Genomic DNA, 17,739 nt, shown 5'->3' with positions numbered 1-17,739 from the left:
TTTTTGGCGACGATTTCGTGTCAAACGCGTCAAAGTCGGGGCTTAGCGTATGCGCCAATCGCGGCAGTGGACGTGCCAATCCCAGACCGGCGGCGCGAGATATTCAGTTCGTCCGCACGTCCCTCCGACTTCCGCCAGGATTCTGGGCAGGTGATGTTTCACGCATGACCCGGTGTAACTTAGAGCCAGCCATCCCCTCACTACCGCGCCGTTGCTTTTCCACAGATCCTTGGCGTAGGTGCCGCGCCGATTGTGGTAGTCAAAGCCATTTATCTCGATGGCTACGCGGTGCTCGGGAATCACAATGTCCCACAAATAGCCACCGATTCGATAATTGGTGCGCAGCGCATAACCTTCCGTGCGTAGCGCCCTCGCCACCGCGACTTCTGCGGGGCTGTCCGTGCCTATCGCGAACGAGCTGAGGAGCCTCCGCGTTCGCGCTGGGTAGCGGCCGATCAGAGCGAAGTCGCGCTCGAAAAGCGCCTCACCGTCGCGCCCGGCGTAGGTGCGTTCGAGTAGCTCTACGGCGCGGTCGTCGTCAGGCACGGCTTCTACAGCGAGGGGAGGGGGCAGGAAGCGAAAATGCCCCGCGTCGAGTGAGTAAATGCGGCGGGTTCGTCGCGTAGTGAAGTTGCTCCCAGGGGCCAATGCACGGCGACACGCGAGCTGAACCGGAAACTGCAGGGTGCTGAAACAGGCGACCGCGATTGCCGATTCCCCGTCGAGCACCGCGTCTGGCCAGTGCTCAAGGAGAATTTCAGCGAGCTCGGTCGGAGTTGGCTCCGCGGCAGAATAAAGCCCCGGTACGACCTTAAAGGCTTCGCCCCGCTTCACCATTCCCCGAATTACGTCCCTGGTTTTGCCATGGATGATGAGTCGGTGAACCACAATTACCCCCGTGATTGTTGTTCCTAGCTCCGCAGTGTAGCTGAGCCCCAGAAACCTCGCACTTGGGCCCAGAAAAGCTGATTGTTCGGCTGAACGTGCAAAAGTCGGGGCGTCTGACCCGCCCCGCGGGTCCCGCTGTCGCACAAACGCCAGATCGTTTGCGATAATGATGGGATCAATAGGACAAAACCGTTAGAGGAAAGAAAGTTAGGCATGACCGTAGACGAACTCCGCATTTGGTTGCGCAACTGGGTGGCCCAGACCACCGGCGTGGCCGCGGACGAGATCCTGGACACCAAGCCCCTAGAAACCTATGGCCTCTCCTCGCGGGACGCTGTGGTACTTTCCGGCGAATTAGAAAACCTTCTCGGGCTGCAACTCGACGCCACCGTGGCGTACGAGTACCCCACCATCGCGCAGCTCGCCGACCGCCTGGTCAACGGCGTGCAGCAGACGGGCACCCGCAAGGCCGCACCCCGCCGCGCGGCCAGCACACCGACTGAGAGCCATGACATCGCGGTCATCGGCATGGCGGGCCGTTTCCCTGGCGCCAATAACGTCGACGAATACTGGACGATGCTGTCCGAGTCCCGCGCCGGGACCGGCCCGCTACCCATGGGACGGTGGAGCGAGTACAACGCCGACCCGGTGATGAAGGCCAAGATGGCCGAGCACAACCTTAACGGCGGCTACCTCGAGGACATCGCGTCCTTCGATCCCGAGTTCTTTGGCCTGTCTCCGCTCGAGGCGGCCAATATGGACCCGCAGCAGCGCATCCTCCTCGAGCTCGCGTGGGAGGCGTTGGAGGACGCGCATCTGCCGGCGAATGAGCTGCGCGGGACGTCGACAGGCGTGTACATGGGCTCCACCAACAACGATTACGGCATGCTCATCGCCACGGACTCGGAGGAGATGCACCCATACGCGCTGACGGGTACGTCCTCGTCGATTGTGGCCAACCGCATTTCTTATGCCCTCGACTTCCGCGGCCCGTCCATCAACGTGGATACCGCGTGTTCGTCGTCGCTGGTGGCCATCCACCAGGCCGTGCGCGATCTGCGTGAGGGCGCTGCCGACGTCGCCCTCGCCGGCGGCGTGAACATCCAGGCCACCCCGGTGGTCACCACCTCCTTCGCGGAGCTGGGCGTTATTTCCCCGACCGGTGTCATTCACGCCTTCTCCGACGATGCTGACGGCTTCGTGCGTGCCGACGCCGCGGGTGTGCTCGTCCTCAAGCGTCTCGCGGACGTGGACGCCAACGACCAGGTTCTCGCCGTCATCAAGGGCTCCGCCGTTAACCAGGACGGCCACTCCAACGGTCTGACCGCTCCCAACCCGGACGCGCAGGTGGACGTGTTGGAGCGCGCCTACGCGGATGCGGGCGTGGACCCGGCCACCGTGGACTACGTTGAGGCCCACGGCACCGGCACAATCCTGGGCGATCCCATCGAGGCCACGGCGCTCGGCCAGGTGCTTGGCGCTGGCCGCGAGATGCCGACGCTGCTCGGCTCGGTGAAGTCGAACATCGGCCACTCGGAGTCCGCGGCGGGCGTCGCGGGCGTCATCAAGGTCATCGAGTCCATGCGCCACGGCGTCATCCCGGCGTCCATTAACTTCTCCGCCCCGAACCGCTACATCGACTTTGACGCCGAGAAACTCGAGGTCGTGGAGGATCCGCGCGAGTGGCCGGAGTATTCCGGCCGCAAGATCGCGGGCGTGTCCGGCTTCGGTTTCGGTGGCACCAACGCGCACGTGGTGTTGAGCGACTTCCGTGCCGAAGATGTGCTTTCCGACGCCCCCGCGAAGCAACCGCAGGTCGATACCTCCGTGGTGTCCCTGACGGTCTCTGGCCTGCTGCCGTCGCGCCGCCGGACGGCCGCCGCGGACGTGGCAGATTTCCTGGAGTCCGCGGGTGACGGCGTCGACATGCTGGGGCTCGCGCGCTCGCTGGCGCGCCGCAACCATGCGCGTACCCGCGCCGTCGTGCAGGCCGCGGACCGCGAGGAAGCCATCGCGCGCCTGCGCAAGGTGGCCGAAGGGACAGTGTCCGTGGGCATCTCCGCGGCAGATTCCCCGTCCGTGCAGGGCCCGGTGTTCGTGTACTCCGGTTTCGGTTCGCAACACCGCAAGATGGCCAAGGACATGATCGCCATGTCCCCGGCGTTCAAGGAGCGCTTGGAGGAACTGGACAAGATCGTGGACTTCGAGTCCGGCTGGTCGATCCTGGACATCGTGAACGACGATGAGCAGACATACAACACCGAGACTGCGCAGGTGGCGATTACCGCCATCCAGATCGCGATCACGGATCTGCTCGCATCCTTCGGTGCGCGCCCCGCGGCCGTGATGGGTATGTCCATGGGCGAGATCGCCGCGGCCTACGCCGCCGGTGGGATCACCGCGGAGGACGCCATGACGATTGCCTGCCACCGCGCCCGGCTCATGGGCGAGGGCGAGGCACAGCTCACCGAGGAGACCGCCGGCGCTATGGCCGTCGTCGAGCTGCCTGCCGAGGAGATCGCCAAGCTCACCGAGGACACCGGCATCGAGCCCGCCGTGTACGCCGGGCCGGGCATGACCACCGTCGGCGGCCCGCGCCAGGCCGTGCTGGACCTGGTGGAAAAGCTGGAAGGCGAGGGTAAGTTTGCCCGCGCCCTCAACGTGAAGGGCGCGGGGCACACCTCGGCGGTGGAGCCGCTCATCGGCGAGCTCGCCGCGGAGATCGCGGCGGTCGAGCCGCGCCCGCTGGAGATCCCGCTGTTTAGCTCCGTCGACCGTGGTGTCGTGCATCAGCCGGGTGCTGTGGTCCACGACCCGCAATACTGGCTCACCATGACGCGCCAGCCGGTGTACTCCCAGGACGCTACCGAGCAGGCTTTGGCTGCTGGCCACTCCATGCTCGTGGAAGTGTCCCCGAACCCGGTGGCGCTCATGGGGATGATGAACACCGCGTTCACCGTGGGCAAGTCCGACGCGCAGCTGCTGTACGTACTCAAGCGCAAGGTGGACGCGGGCGAGTCCATCCGCGACCTGTTGGCCAAGATGTACGTGGCCGGCGCCCCGATTGATTACACCGCCGTATTCGGCACCGGCGAGCGTACCTCTGCGCCGCTGACCACTTTCAAACGCAATCGCTTCTGGACCAACGCGCGTCCGTCCTCGGGCACGCGCGGCCTGCCGGGTGCGCGGGTGAACCTGCCGGACGGCAAGATTGCGTTCTCCACCAACGCCGACCAGGCGCCGAGCGCACTCGCCATCATGGAGACGGCAGCGGAGGCTGTGAACCCGGAGGCCTCGCTCGTGGCCGCCGAGGACTACGTGGCGCTGCCCGCGCAGGGCGACGTCACCACCGTCATCACCCGCTCCCTGGGTGGCCTGCAGGTGGCCGTCTACGCGGAGAAGCCGGGCGCGGCTGAGCTCCAGCTCATCGCGGAGGGCTTCGCCTCCACGCTGAACCTGGGCGCGGCGGAATCCACACCGGGCGTCGCCACGCTGCAGGAATCCGGGCCCGCCTTGGGCGAGGTCCCTGAGGAGGACGGCGTGGAGTCCGTGCGTTGGGATCCCAACAAGGAGTCGGTGGAGGAGCGCCTCGCGCTCATTGTGTCCGAGTCCATGGGCTACGACGTCTCCGACCTGCCGCGCGAGCTACCGCTCATCGACCTTGGCTTGGACTCACTGATGGGCATGCGCATTAAGAACCGCGTGGAAAACGACTTCCAGATTCCTCCGTTGCAGGTGCAGGCGCTTCGCGACGCCTCCTTGGCCGACGTCATCGTCATGGTCGAGGCCGCGGTGAAGGGCGACGGCGCTGACAACGCAGAGCCTGCCGACGACACCCCGGCCGCCGCGCCGACCACCACCGGCGAGGGCGTGGGCGTGGCGCCACGCGATGCGTCGGAACGCATGGTCTTCGGCACCTGGGCCACCATCATGGGCTCCGCCATGCGCGGCGTCACCACCGCGCTGCCTGCTATGACGCAGAACCAGGCAGACGAGCTGGCCGCGCGCCTGAGCGAGCGCGTGGACCTGGAGATCACTGCGGAGCAGGTGCAAGACTGCGCCGCCCTGGAGGACATGGCGAACCTCGTGCGCCCCGGCCTGGAGACCGAGGTGGAAGGCAACGTCCGCGTCCTTCGCGAGGCCGAGGGCCCCGCGGTCTTCATGTTCCATCCGGCCGGTGGTTCCTCGGCGGTGTACCAGCCGCTGGCTCGCCGCCTGCCAGATGACGTCGCCGTGTACGGCATCGAGCGCATGGAAGGCTCCATCGAGGAGCGCGCCGCGGAATACGCCAAGGACGTGGCCACGTACGCGCGCGGCCGCAAGGTGGTCCTGGGCGGCTGGTCCTTCGGCGGTGCCCTGGCCTTCGAGGTGGCGCACCAGCTGCTGGGTACGGATACGGAGGTGGCCTTCATCGCGCTGCTGGACACCACCCAGCCCTCGGACCCCGCGCCAGACACCCTGGAGGAGATCACGGCCCGCTGGGAGCGCTACTCCGCGTTCGCCAAGAAGACCTATGATCTGGACTTCCCGGTGCCTTACGAGCTGCTGGAGACCGCGGGCGAAGAGGCCATCATGAAGATGCTGGAGACCTACCTGGCCACCACGGACGCCTCCGAGCATGGCCTGTCCGCCGGTGTGCTGGAACACCAGCGCGCCAGCTTCGTGGACAACGCCATTCTGGGCAAGCTGGACTTCGCTCGCTGGGCCGACGTCCAGGTGCCGGTCCTGTTGTTCCGCTCCGAGCGGATGCACGACGGCGCCATCGAGCTGGAGCCGCGCTACGCGCACGTTGATCCGGACGGTGGCTGGTCCGCTATCGTGGAAGACCTAGAAATCGTGCAGTTGCAGGGCGATCACCTGGCAGTACCCGACGAGCCGGCCATCGGCATCGTGGGCAAGCACATGAACGATTGGATCGAGGAGAAGATTCGTGGCAACCACGGCTGAGAAGCTCGCCGACCTTCGCGCGCGCTTGGACAAGGCGCAGGACCCGGGCAGTGAACGCTCCCGTGCCAAGCGCGACGAGGCCGGGCGTTCTACGCCGCGCCAGCGCATCAATGCGCTTCTCGACGAAGGCTCCTTCGTCGAGGTCGGCGCCCTGGGCAAGACCCCGGGTGACCCGGACGCGATTTACTCGGACGGTGTGGTCACCGGCTACGGCCGCATCAACGGCCGCCCGGTGTGCATCTACGCGCACGACAAAACCGTGTACGGCGGTTCGGTGGGCGTGACCTTCGGCCAGAAGGTCTGCGAAATCATGGACATGGCCATCAAGATTGGCTGCCCAGTCATCGGCCTGCAGGACTCCGGCGGCGCCCGCATCCAAGACGCCGTGACGTCGCTGGCGATGTACTCGGAGATTTCCCGCCGCCAGATGCCGCTGTCTGGCCGCTCCCCGCAGATCTCCGTGATGATGGGCAAGTCCGCCGGTGGCGCCGTGTACGCTCCAGTGACCACGGACTTCGTCATCGCTGTGGACGGCGAGGCGGAAATGTACGTGACGGGGCCCGCCGTGATCCGTGAGGTTACTGGCGAGGACGTCACCTCCGCGGAGCTGGGTTCGGCGCGCCAACAGGAGCTCAATGGCAACGTCTCCGCCGTGGTGGAGGACGAGGAAGAAGCCTTCGAGATGGTCCGCGACCTCATCGATCACTTGCCGTTGACCTGCTTCGATCCCTCGCCGACCTTCGACGCCCCGGCGGATGAGGAACTGCTTGACGACGCCGCGTTGGACTCCTTCATGCCGGACGACACCAACGCCGGCTACGACATGCAGGACCTTCTGGCCCAGCTGGGCGACGACGATGAGCTCATCGAAATCCAGGAGAACTTCGCGCCCAACTTGATTACGGCCTTCGGGCGCATCGACGGCCGCACGGTGGGCTTCGTAGCCAACAACCCGATGCACGCGGCGGGCTGCATCGATGCGGATGCGGCGGATAAGGGCGCGCGTTTTATCCGCATTTGCGACGCTTACAACGTGCCGCTGATTTTTGTTGTCGATACTCCGGGCTACTTGCCGGGCGTGGAGCAGGAGCGGGTGGGCCTGATTCACCGCGGCGCCAAGTTGGCGTACGCGGTCGTGGAAGCAACTGTTCCTAAGGTTTCTCTCATCGTGCGCAAGGCGTACGGCGGTGCCTACGCGGTGATGGGATCTAAGAACCTTACCGGCGACATCAACCTGGCGTGGCCCACTGCACAGATCGCGGTGATGGGGTCGGCGGCGGCTGTGGTGATGCTGGCGGGCAAGCAGCTGGACGCTGCGGAGACCCCGGAGCAGCGCGCGATGACTAAGAAGATGTTCATGGATTTCTACGATGAGACCATGACTTCGCCATACGTCGCGGCGGAGCGCGGCTTCCTCGATGGGATGATTCGCCCTGCGGAGTCGCGCCTGGCTCTACGACAGGCGCTGCGTCAGTTGGAGACAAAAGAGACGTTTGACCTGCCCAAGAAGCACAACATCATGCCGATGTAGCCTGCCATAGTAGGGCGCGTGCTCGGCGCAGAGACCCGGTTCACCACGGGGGTGGACCGGGGTTTCTTGTATTCCTAGGTTCCCAGCTGGCTTTCAATAAGTTACCCCCATCCGGGGTAACTTAACCTTGGGTTAACCTGTTGCCGTAATAGCAATTAAATAAACGTGATGCAACGAGGGTTTTGTTGACGCCTCTACTGTTCTAAGAAATTACTGATAGCGAAGTTAATACGGTGCGCATCGAGTTTATTTCCTGAGCAAGTTCTTTCTCGATTCTTATTTTTCCTTTAACAAATGTCCGCTTCTCAGTAGGGTTTAACGCGTGTAGGAACACGAATATGTCTACCCAAGGAAAGTGATGAACATTAAGAATAAACGCCATGCGGGGCGCTATCAGGCTTTAAGCTTGCTGGCTGCTCTTGCTTTGGTGATGAACCTGGTTACCCCGGGCGCGAATGCGATTATTGATTCGCCGGGTTTGCCGGAGAAGTACGGAACGCCGGACGGACCTGACCCCACTATCTCTGTGGACATGTCCGTGGACAAGACTGAGGTCCAGCCCGGCGACCAGATTAATTACACCGTGGACGCCACTCTTGAACCGCCGTACCCGGTCACTACCGGCCAGGGCGGCGAGTCCAACGTGGTGATGTACGAGCTGACCATCAAGCCGGACGCTAACGCTCCGCTGGACCGCGAGCCCCAGGCGAGCGACTTCACTTGGAGTGACGGCCAGCAGCGCGACATCACCTCGGCGACGCAGCTGGATGATGGTTCTTGGCAGGTCAAGTTTGAGGAAAAGGACCCCCGCGTCGGCATTAGTGGTCCTGTTTCCGTAGAGGCAACCTTGCCCGCCACGGTATCCGACTCCGCCGAGAGTGGCTCCACCATTGAGGCCAGCGCTTCCGGGCGTGTGGCGGTGGACCCAATCATCGATTGGTTTGCCAATGGCGATGCTAATGGTACGTTTGGCGAGCGTGATCAATACGGTGGTTGCTGGGGTGAGATGACGTGGTCTACGACCCTCGACTCGGCTGATTACGGTGTCTGGCTTGCAGAGATCAAGCTCGGCGCCTCGGAGAATCTGCAATTCTCCGACGAATCGCCACGTATTACTTTGACTTCCCCAAGTGGAGTCGATCAGTACCCGAACATCAATCCTGGCGAGTTCCGTCCGGATGACCGGAGCGGGGCACTGTATGGTCAGGACCCAAAGCCGGACATTGATTATCGCCAATCTGTGAACTGGGCCTATAACCCAGACAATTATTCGGGCTTGGACTCTTGGATAGAGCCTGGAACCACTTTGACGGTTACGCAAGATTTCTATTTGTCGGATTGCAGGAAAGATCAGTACGGGCGCCCAGTGCAAGACGTCTATTTTGAGGCAGCTGTTACTTCCGGTACCCCATGGCACTACGCGGAAGACACCGATACTGCAACGTCGACGGTGAATGGTCCTGCGTTTGAGGTTGCTAAGACTGCGCAGCAGGAGACCGTTCAGGCTGACGCCGATGGCAAGTTTGTCGCAGGATACGACGTTACGGTCACCAATACTTCGGATGCTGACGGCACCTCTGGCCGTGTGCTTGATACCCCGAAGCAGCTGGACGGATTCCGCATTGCGGGCGTGACCGTAAATGGGCAGCCTGTGGAAGCCGTGGATGGCGCGTACTTGATTTCTGAGGGTGTCGCTCTCGCGGCCGGTGCTTCCGAGACCTTTGACGTTCAGGTTTCCTACGAACCGATTGGTGAGCCCACTGACGAGCAATGGACGGCAATCGGCGAGTGTGAAGACACCACTGGTGGTCAGCCGTCTACTAAGGGCATTGCAAATGTGGTGAGCCTGGAAGGCGAGCCTGAGGACAAACTCGATGACAATGATGCATGTGTAAAGGGTGTTCCGCCGACGCCGTCGACGACCCCTGAGGAGACCACTCCGGTTGAGACGACTCCTGAGGAGACCACTCCGGTTGAGACGACTCCTGAGGAGACCACTCCGGTTGAGACGACTCCTGAGGAGACCACTCCGGTTGAGACGACTCCTGAGGAGACCACTCCGGTTGAGACGACTCCTGAGGAGACCACTCCGGTTGAGACGACTCCTGAGGAGACCACTCCGGTTGAGACCACTCCGGTCGAGACGACTCCTGAGGAGACCACTCCGGTTGAGACGACTCCTGAGGAGACCACTCCGGTTGAGACGACTCCTGAGGAGACCACTCCGGTTGAGACGACTCCTGAGGAAACGGCCCCAGTGGTGCCGGACCCGAAGCCGGCAATCGACGTCGAGAAGCTGATTAATGGTGCGGATGCGGATACTGCTGAGGAAGCGGTGAGCGTGGCGCCGGGCTCTGACATGGAGATTGAGTTCATTGTTACTAATACTGGTAACACGGACTTGGAGAATGTGAAGCTGTCCGATGACAAGATCGCTGGCGCTGAGATTAAGGCGCCTGAGGGTTTTGACGGCAAGTTGGCTAAGGGTGAGCAGGTGCGTTTTACTGCCACTATTAAGGCGCCGGAGCAGGGTGGTGAGACCCACGTTAATACTGCGAGGGTGACGGGTGATTCTGTGCCGCCGGAGGGCAGTGATGTGCCGCCGACGACGGTGGAGGATGATGATCCGGCGCATGCTGAGACTCCTGATGAGCCGGCCATGACGATTCGTAAGAAGATCAATGGCTTTGACACCACTGAGGACAATCCGGTGACGGTGCAGCCTGGTGAGCAGATGACGATGGCGTTTATTGTTACCAATACGGGTAACCGCACCATCGACAATGTTCGGGTGGAAGATGACAAGGTTTCCGCTGAAGATATCGTGGTGCCGGAGTTCGTCTTTGATGCTGACGGTAACCAGGTTGGCCCGTTTGAGGGTTCGTTGGAGCCGGGGCAGTACGCGGTGTTTACTGCGGAGTTTGCGGCGCCGGAGGCTGGTGCGGGTGAGCACCACAACGTTGCTATCGCTAAGGGTGAGGTGCCGCCGGGTGATGGTGATACCCCGCCGGGTGAGTTGGAGACCCCGCCGGATGATGGTTGGGCGAAGACTCCTTCGTTGAAGTTGACGAAGTTCATCAATGGCGATGATGCGAATGAGGCGCCAGGTGTTGAGCTGAAGCCGGGCGAGAAGATGGCCATCAAGTACGTCGTGGAAAACGATGGCCCGGTGGCGCTGAACGACGTCCGTGTTGTTGATGAGGTGACTGCGGGTCAGGATAAGGATCGTATCCAGAAGGATATTGAGGCCGAGTTGGCCAAGATTGATCCGTTTACTTTGCAGCCGGGTGAGAAGAAGGAAATCGAGATTACTGTCGACGCCCCGGCGGCGGCTGATGATCAGCACACTAACTCCGCACACGCGGAGGGCACTCCGCCGGAGCAGACGCCGCCAGATCCTGAGGAGGGTGAGCCGGAGTACCCGAACGATGGTGATACCCCGCCGGTGGAGTCGCCGGAGGATCCGGGTAATGGTCACACCCCGCCAGGTGACACCCCTCCGGGTGACACCCCGCCGGGGGAGGAACAGAAGCCGGCAATCGACGTCGAGAAGCTGATTAATGGCGACGACGCCGATACCGAAGACGCTGCGGTATCTGTGGTGCCGGGTGCAGACATGGAGTTCCGCTTTATTGTTGAAAACACCGGCAACACCGTTCTGAAGAATGTGACGCTAACCGATGACAAGATCGCCGGTGCTGACATCAAGGCGCCGGAGGGCTTCGACGGCACCCTTGAGCCGGGCGAGAAGGTTGTGTTCACCGCAACACTGCCGGCGCCGGAGGGTGAGAACGAACTGCACAAGAACACGGCGAAGGTCGTGGGTGAGGTTCCGCCCGCCGACGGCGATACCCCGCCGGGTGATGGCGATACGCCGCCGACGACCGTCGAGGACGACGATCCGGCGTATGGTAAGACCCCGGGTGAGCCGAAGCTGGAGCTGCGGAAGAAGATCAACGGCCTGGACACCACCGAGGATTCACCGGCAGTGGTGCGTCCGGGAGACGACATGATTGTCTCCTTCATCGTGACCAACACGGGCACGAAGGCAGTGGACAACGTCAAGGTCAACGATGACGTCATCCCGGCAGACCAGATCAAGGCCCCGGCGGACCGCTACAAGGTCTCGGGAGAGAAGGCTGGTGCTTTCGACGGCACACTGGAGCCAGGTGAGTACGCGGTGTTCACCGCCACCATCCCGGCACCGGAGGCCAAGGAAGGCATCGACCACCACAACCAGGCAATTGCTGAAGGTGAGGTGCCGCCTGTCGACGGCGAGACCCCGCCAGGTGGCAGGATCACCACGCCGCCGGATGATGGTTACGCAGAGACCCCGACGCTGGGAATCAAGAAGTACATCAACGGCCACGACGCCGATGAAGCACCGGGCGTGAAGGTGAAGCCGGGTGCGGATATGCAGGTGGACTACAAGGTGGTCAACACCGGTTCCGTGACGCTCAAGAACATCAACGTGAAGGACACCATCACCGCGGGTGACAACCTGGGTGAGGTGCCAGCGGATTCCATCAAGCCTGCGGTGAACAAGCTGACTGCTGACGGCAAGGAGGTGCCATTCGATGGCACGCTGAAGCCGGGTGAGGCAGTGGTGTTCACGGCCGTCGTCAAGGCGCCGAAGGCCCAGGGCATGCAGCACACGAACGTGGCTGTGGCCTACGGTGAGCCACCGGTGGAGACGCCGGAGGACCCGAAGCCGGGCGAGCCTGAGGTGCCGTCCCCGGGTGAGGGCGGCGAGGTGCCGCCAGTCGAGTCCCCTGAGGATCCGGCGAATGCGGTTCCGGACGAGGAGCCGGATGACTTCGGTGGCGAAACGCCGCCTCCGGGTAGCTCGATTCCGCCGTGGCTGCCGTTCATCCCGTTGATTCCGCTGATTCCGCTGTTTGGTGGGTCGTCGGATGGCAGCTCGCATCCGGGTAAGCCTGGTGTTCCGGGTAAGCCTGTGGAGCCGGGTGAGCCTGTGGAGCCGGGTGAGCCTGTGGAGCCGGGTGAGCCTGTGGAGCCGGGTGAGCCTGTGGAGCCGGGTGAGCCTGTGGAGCCGGGTGAGCCTGGCGAGCCTTCGGCGCCGAGTGCCCCGGGCGCTTCAGCCGAGGGGCCGGGCATGCTGGCAAACACGGGTGCCAGCGTGATTGGTCTGGCCTTGGCTGGATTGCTCGTGCTGCTGCTTGGATTGGCGCTGATGCGTCGCAAGCGTGAAGGCGAGGCCTAAACCGCGAGGTTAGGTGACGTATGAAGGCGAAGCGTCTGGGGGAAACCTGGGCGCTTCGCCTTTTACGATTTGACTGAGATGGATGCGCGGGCGATGATAGACGCTGTACATCGCCTGTTTGTTATTTGTTTGTGACAAATATGGCCCGCCGAAATGGGAGGACAACCCGATGATTCTGAGTAGCGCATTTGATTTGATTGGCGAGATTGTCAACTTCTTTTACGTGCTGTCCCTGGGTGGCTTCGACCACCTGATCTAGTGGACTTAGGCTCCCGAAGGGGCCTGCTTCACGAGGGCCATCGTGCAATGTGTGTTGCGCGATGGCCCTTTTGTTTTCTCTTGTGGCGATTGGTTCGAACGTTCGGTTAAATGATGATTAACTATGTTTGAGAGGGTTGTGTTCGAATGGGTGTTTGTTATGATGATTGGTGTCGACGGGAATAGACGAAAGGGGGCCGAAGTGAATGTACAGAACCATATCGCTGTGATTGCCGAATCTATGGCTGCGCTTCGTGGCGCCCTAGACGAGCCCGCTATTTCGTTTGACTCCCTGGAAGCGGCGATGGTTGCACTCGAAGAGGTGTGGCGTTCCAAAATATATATGGACGCACGCTTTGCCTATCTTGCGGAGGGGGCAGAGGCTGCCGGGAGGGCGGGAACTCACCACGTGGGTGACTATCTCACGCGTACGCTAGGTATCAGTGCGGCAGAAGCACGAACCCGGATCGCGGCGGGGAAAGACCTCTTTGCCCCCATCGAGCCACGGAAGGGGGAAGAAAAGGATTTTCTGCATCTCGTCGACTCCGAGCGGGGCGCCGCCATGGACATAGCACGGCAGCGCGAGGAGCGGCGAGCGAACGAAGGCAAGAAGCATCAGGAAAGTGCTCGGGAGCTTGTCATTGAAGTGGCGGCGGACAAGCTTGCAGCGATTGACTCCGAGCTGAAGCGATTGAATTCGACGGCGGCGACGAGCCGCGAGGAGTTGTATGCGGAGGCCCTGAACCAGGCGCGGGCGCGGGACGTGGATGACCTGCGGCGGTGGGTTCGTGAGCGGGTACGCGCGGCGAATCGGACATCGCGGACTGTGGCGGGGAAGAGAGATCGCCTTGCTGCACACCGCAAGCGTGAGGTGTGGTTGTCTAGGCCGGACTCTGACGGCGGCGTTCGCTTTGGGGGCTACCTTCCAGCGGGAATGGCGGCACACTTGGCAGCGGCGTTGGCAGCGGGGCGCAATGCGGGGTCAAACGTTGAGGGGAAGCCGAAAGATGACAAGCGAACTTTGCGTCAGCGGCGTGCGGACCAGCTCAACGCCATTTGCATGGGCTATGTGCATGATCCGGCTAAGGCCCGTGCGGGGCGTGCCAGCCTGGTGATCACAGGTACCGTGAACGACTTTCATGGGGTGGGCGTGGATACGCAGTTCATGACCAACACGGGGCACGAGCTCAACGCATTGGAAGTTGTACAAGCGACGAGCCAGGGGGCCGACTACTGGCTACTGTGCGAGGAGGGCTCGCAGCGCCCGCTGAATTTAGGTAGGGCGCAGCGCGGAGCGAGCTTCGAGCAGCGGCTGGTGTTGGCGGCGATGGAATTGGTGTGTTCGTGTCCTGGGTGCGACATGCCGGCGTCGGAGTGCGATGCGCACCACTTGAGAGCGTTTATTCAGGGTGGGCGAACAGATATCGAGAATCTGACTCTGCTGTGCCGCAGGCACCACACGGACAACAATGATGCGCGAGACGGCAAAAATGGGCTCGGGTACTATGCGCGGGATGCGGAATCCGGGAAAGTAGGGTGGTGTCCACCTCATGGTCCCCCGAGATTTAACACGACGGTGGCGAGGAGCCGCGCCCCTGGGGTGCGGCTGGCAACGCGGCACGGGGCGCACAGTGCAGTCCCGACCTAGTGGGTTGAGACGTGCCTGCGTCGGGAAGCGATGCTGGAGATAGCGCGCCAACCGAAGAGGAAGAGTGCGGACATGACGGCGGCAACGATGACAAACGACACAGCGGGGAACCGTCCATTGGCGGCTGCCCACGCGAGCATGCCCACAATCACGGTGCTGAGCCACACGACGCCGCCCTGTGCCCAGATGCCGAGGCGGCCTGGTTTGTCGGCGAGCGCGAGGATGCCCCAGCCGGCGAGGGCGCCCACGGCCCAAGGCCACAAGGCGTCGAGGAGGCCAAGGAGAGTGAAGGGAGGGTGGGACCAGCGGGCGATGACCGCGAAGACAGCAAGGGCGATGATGTCGAATGCCAAAGCGCGGGGTGCAGGCATGGCTACCTCAATTCTGCTGACAACGGAACGTACATCACCTAGCCTAGCTGGTCGGCGCGGGTTCTTTGACTTGGCTCAGGTTGGCGTAGTTGATTCCGCGGCGGGCGTAGTGGAACAGGTAGACGATCCACCCGATGATCGTCATGAGAACGAAGGAGATGAGCCGATAAATGAGGGCGGCGCCGGTCGCATCGACCACCGTCATCCCCGAAGCGACGAGGGTGGCGATCATCGCGGCCTCCACCGTACCCAGGCCGCCCGGGGTGACCTGCGCGGAGCCGGCCAGCTTCGTGGACACGTAGGCGAGGCCGACACCCATGACGGTGGTGTGGTTGGGGGCGGCGTCGATAAGCGGTGGAGTGCCCGTGACCGCCCAGACGCACGCCCACATGGCGGCGAGGTCGAGGAGACGGTTGAACAGAGAATAGAAGGCAACCAGGGAGAACTGGGGCCACGGCAGAGAGACGTCCTTCAGCATGCGGATCTGGGTGACCAGCGGGTCCAGCTTGTATTGGGGGACGCGGGGAATGGACCGCACCCAGCGCTCGAGCGTGCGGGGGTGGTTGGAGGCCCAGAACACGGCCGTCGTCAGCGCCAGGGCCACCACGAGCGAGGCGAGCAGCGACCACGGGGAGACGTTGGCGCCCTGCAGGAAGAAGGCCAGCAAACCGATGGCCACCAGCCACATCGTGGACAGTGCCGAGGAAATCACGAGGAAGTAGCCGCACAGCATGACCGACGCGCCCCAGGCGCGCTGCACATGGAACGTGAGCACAGCCGAGAATGCGCCGCCCACCGGGAGGGTGGTGGACCAGGCATTGGAGGCCAGGGTGATCGCGTTGGTTTCCGTGGGTTTGACGCGCACGCCACCGGCTTGCATGAGCAGGCGCATCACCTCGGCCATCGCGGTCAGCGACGCGACGGCTGCAATCACGACCAGCGCCACGGGGAGTGGGGCCGCGGTACGCAGGGTGCGGATGCCGTCGGTGAGGATGTGGGCGTGGTCGCGGAAGAACCATGCCAGCGCGGCCAAAACGACGAGGCCGATGCCCCACCGTACCCACTCCTTGTTCACGCCACGCACCGCCTTCTCTGCATATTTAAGGGACAAAACTTTGTGATTAGCCTACAAGTGCGACCGGCGGGACCAGGCAGGGCGCGCCTAGCGGTCGTCGAGCAGCGCCATGAGGGGGCGGAACGGTTGGAGCCAGGCGCCTTCGTCGGGAAGGTTGTCCAGGCTGACCCGCGGCAGGGGCTCCCGGAACACGCCCTCGATGTCCTCGAGATCAATGAACTCGATGTCGGGGTCGTTGACGGCCCAGCCGGCGTGCTCGCTGAAGCCCAACACTGTGACGGCGGTCCCGGACTCGCGGGTGCGCGCGATGATGCCGCCGAAGTTCTGGCCATCCGCCGAAGCGATGATGAGGTGGGACAGCTGCGCCGCCCGATCCTCGATATGGGCGACCATGTCCGGGTCGACGTCGGAGTCTTCCGTGGCTTTAGGCTTGGCGAAGACCGCGAAGCCCAGGTTTCGGATGGCCTCCACCCAGGTGCGGATGGAGTCGGCGCCGCCGGGGCTGACGTTGGTGAACACCGCGGCCTCGGCGGTCGCGCCGGAATCGTGGGCGAGGCCGGCGACCCAGCGGCCGAGGGCGTCGAAACGCGGGCGCTGAGCGGGGGTGGGGCGGCCGCGCAGGATGGCGCCCAGACCCATGTCGATGTTGGGCGCGTCCCAGATCAGGAGGACGTGGCCGGGAGCCTCTTCACTCTCGCTCGCAAAGGTCGCCATTTACTGCTTCTCCCACAGGTATTCCTTGATGACGTGGTCCTTATCCAGACCCTTGCCCTCAAACTTAGTGATGATTTGCCGGTCCGTCAGCTGCGGGCACTCGGGCCACGGCCAGCCCTTGTATTGCAGTTGCTTTTCGACGTCCACGAGCTCGTCGATCCACTCTGCGTATCCGGCGTGGTCCGTGGCCACATGCAGGACGCCACCCTTTTTGAGGCGGGAAGCGATGAGGTTCAGCGGTCCCGACTGGATGATGCGGCGCTTGTGGTGCCGCGCCTTGGGCCAGGGGTCGGCGAAGAAAATGCGGACGCCGTCCAGCGACGCCGGGGGGATCATGCGGGCGAGGACCTCGATGCCGTCGCCGCGCACCATGCGGATGTTGGAGATATCTTCGCGCACCACCTGGCCCAGCAGCTTGGCCAGGCCCGGCTTGTACAGTTCGACGGCGATGACGTTGGTGTCCGGTTCCTTCGGTGCCATGGCGGCGGTAGAGGTGCCCGTGCCGGACCCGATCTCCACGATGGTCTTGGCGCCGGTGCGGCCGAACCAGCTTTCGACGTCGATGTGCTCGTCGGTGAGGATGGTGCCGAGCCGGGGCCAGTGCTCGTCGAAAAGCGCTTGCTGGTTGTCAGTCAGGGTGCCGCGGCGGAAGGTCACGCTGCCCAGGCGGGGGTAGTCCAGGCCGTCGTCGAACTCGGTTTGGGGAGGACGACCGTGGGGGAGTTCGCCGGAGCCGGGGCGTGGAGAAGTCATGGTGAGAGCCTTTTGCGATCGGATGGCACGGTTTGCCTACCTATTGTCCCCCGGATGTGTGAGCCAGGCAAAAACGGACACTGGTTATTACCAGTCGCGGTTGTGGGCGGGTGGGGCGATGCGGGAATCGCCCCCAGACTAGGGTAAATTGAAAGGTGTGTCGTGAGTTGCGTGCGGGGCTCAACCTTGGTTAACCCAGGGTTAACGCCCTTGGTATAACCAGTGTGTTGGGTTTTACGCGGGACTCTGGGTATCTATGTACGTATCTACAGTTACCCTTGAGTGTGAATGAACGGTATGCACCCCGTCCGGGTGAGAAAACAAACAGGA

At 62.9% G+C, this 17,739-nt stretch carries 9 protein-coding genes; 4 read left to right on the top strand and 5 right to left on the bottom strand.

The genetic code is table 11. The features are described 5' to 3' along the window. Positions 1-42: 42 nt before the first annotated feature. On the bottom strand, positions 43-837 hold the full coding sequence (locus tag H0194_RS04900) for a hypothetical protein (protein ID WP_185176689.1): 795 nt from the start codon (positions 835-837) through the stop codon (positions 43-45). A gap of 264 nt (positions 838-1,101) precedes the next feature. Between H0194_RS04900 and pks13 the strand changes: the two genes are divergently transcribed. From pks13 to H0194_RS04880, 4 genes are all read left to right on the top strand, one after another. After that, positions 1,102-5,835 carry a polyketide synthase Pks13 gene (gene pks13 / locus H0194_RS04895; protein WP_185176688.1) on the top strand — a complete coding sequence of 1,578 codons (4,734 nt, stop codon included), beginning with the start codon at positions 1,102-1,104 and terminating at the stop codon, positions 5,833-5,835. After that, a complete protein-coding gene (locus H0194_RS04890; RefSeq protein WP_185176687.1) occupies positions 5,819-7,366 on the top strand; it encodes an acyl-CoA carboxylase subunit beta in 1,548 nt (515 codons plus the stop codon). The genes pks13 and H0194_RS04890 overlap by 17 nt, the downstream gene beginning before the upstream one ends. A gap of 358 nt (positions 7,367-7,724) precedes the next feature. Further along, the gene (locus H0194_RS04885) at positions 7,725-12,590 is read left to right on the top strand and encodes a collagen-like triple helix repeat-containing protein (RefSeq protein ID WP_185176686.1); all 4,866 of its coding nucleotides are present in this window, start codon (positions 7,725-7,727) and stop codon (positions 12,588-12,590) included. A 382-nt stretch (positions 12,591-12,972) separates the two neighbouring features. After that, positions 12,973-14,496 (top strand): HNH endonuclease signature motif containing protein, encoded by a 1,524-nt coding sequence (locus H0194_RS04880; RefSeq protein ID WP_185176685.1) that lies wholly within the window; start codon positions 12,973-12,975, stop codon positions 14,494-14,496. On the opposite strand, the gene H0194_RS04875 is transcribed toward H0194_RS04880, so the two are convergent. From H0194_RS04875 to trmB, 4 genes are read right to left on the bottom strand one after another with little or no spacing between them, the layout of a single operon-like run. After that, the gene (locus H0194_RS04875; protein WP_185176684.1) at positions 14,493-14,867 is read right to left on the bottom strand and encodes a DUF3054 domain-containing protein; all 375 of its coding nucleotides are present in this window, start codon (positions 14,865-14,867) and stop codon (positions 14,493-14,495) included. The two genes, H0194_RS04880 and H0194_RS04875, sit on opposite strands and share 4 nt — an antisense overlap. Positions 14,868-14,910: 43 nt before the next feature. Next, positions 14,911-15,978 carry a lysylphosphatidylglycerol synthase transmembrane domain-containing protein gene (locus H0194_RS04870; RefSeq protein ID WP_246389077.1) on the bottom strand — a complete coding sequence of 356 codons (1,068 nt, stop codon included), beginning with the start codon at positions 15,976-15,978 and terminating at the stop codon, positions 14,911-14,913. 51 nt (positions 15,979-16,029) lie between these two features. Next, entirely contained in the window at positions 16,030-16,656 is a 627-nt protein-coding gene (locus tag H0194_RS04865) for an NYN domain-containing protein (RefSeq protein WP_185176683.1), read from the bottom strand. Beyond that, positions 16,657-17,409 carry a tRNA (guanosine(46)-N7)-methyltransferase TrmB gene (gene trmB / locus H0194_RS04860; protein WP_185176682.1) on the bottom strand — a complete coding sequence of 251 codons (753 nt, stop codon included), beginning with the start codon at positions 17,407-17,409 and terminating at the stop codon, positions 16,657-16,659. Between the last annotated feature and the right edge of the window lie 330 nt (positions 17,410-17,739).

Origin of the sequence: Corynebacterium incognita (genome assembly GCF_014217255.1) — a bacterium.
Lineage (GTDB): Bacteria > Actinomycetota > Actinomycetes > Mycobacteriales > Mycobacteriaceae > Corynebacterium > Corynebacterium incognitum.
This window is presented reverse-complemented; position numbering and strand designations above follow the sequence as displayed.

Excerpts from the sequence above, each read along its gene's own strand:
- H0194_RS04865 (WP_185176683.1), bottom strand. The coding sequence starts at position 16,656 with ATGGCGACCTTTGCGAGCGAGAGTGAAGAGGCTCCCGGCCACGTCCTC.
- H0194_RS04880 (WP_185176685.1), top strand. The coding sequence starts at position 12,973 with ATGTTTGAGAGGGTTGTGTTCGAATGGGTGTTTGTTATGATGATTGGT.
- H0194_RS04900 (WP_185176689.1), bottom strand. The coding sequence starts at position 837 with ATGGTGAAGCGGGGCGAAGCCTTTAAGGTCGTACCGGGGCTTTATTCT.
- H0194_RS04885 (WP_185176686.1), top strand. The coding sequence starts at position 7,725 with ATGAACATTAAGAATAAACGCCATGCGGGGCGCTATCAGGCTTTAAGC.
- H0194_RS04875 (WP_185176684.1), bottom strand. The coding sequence starts at position 14,867 with ATGCCTGCACCCCGCGCTTTGGCATTCGACATCATCGCCCTTGCTGTC.
- pks13 (WP_185176688.1), top strand. The coding sequence starts at position 1,102 with ATGACCGTAGACGAACTCCGCATTTGGTTGCGCAACTGGGTGGCCCAG.
- trmB (WP_185176682.1), bottom strand. The coding sequence starts at position 17,409 with ATGACTTCTCCACGCCCCGGCTCCGGCGAACTCCCCCACGGTCGTCCT.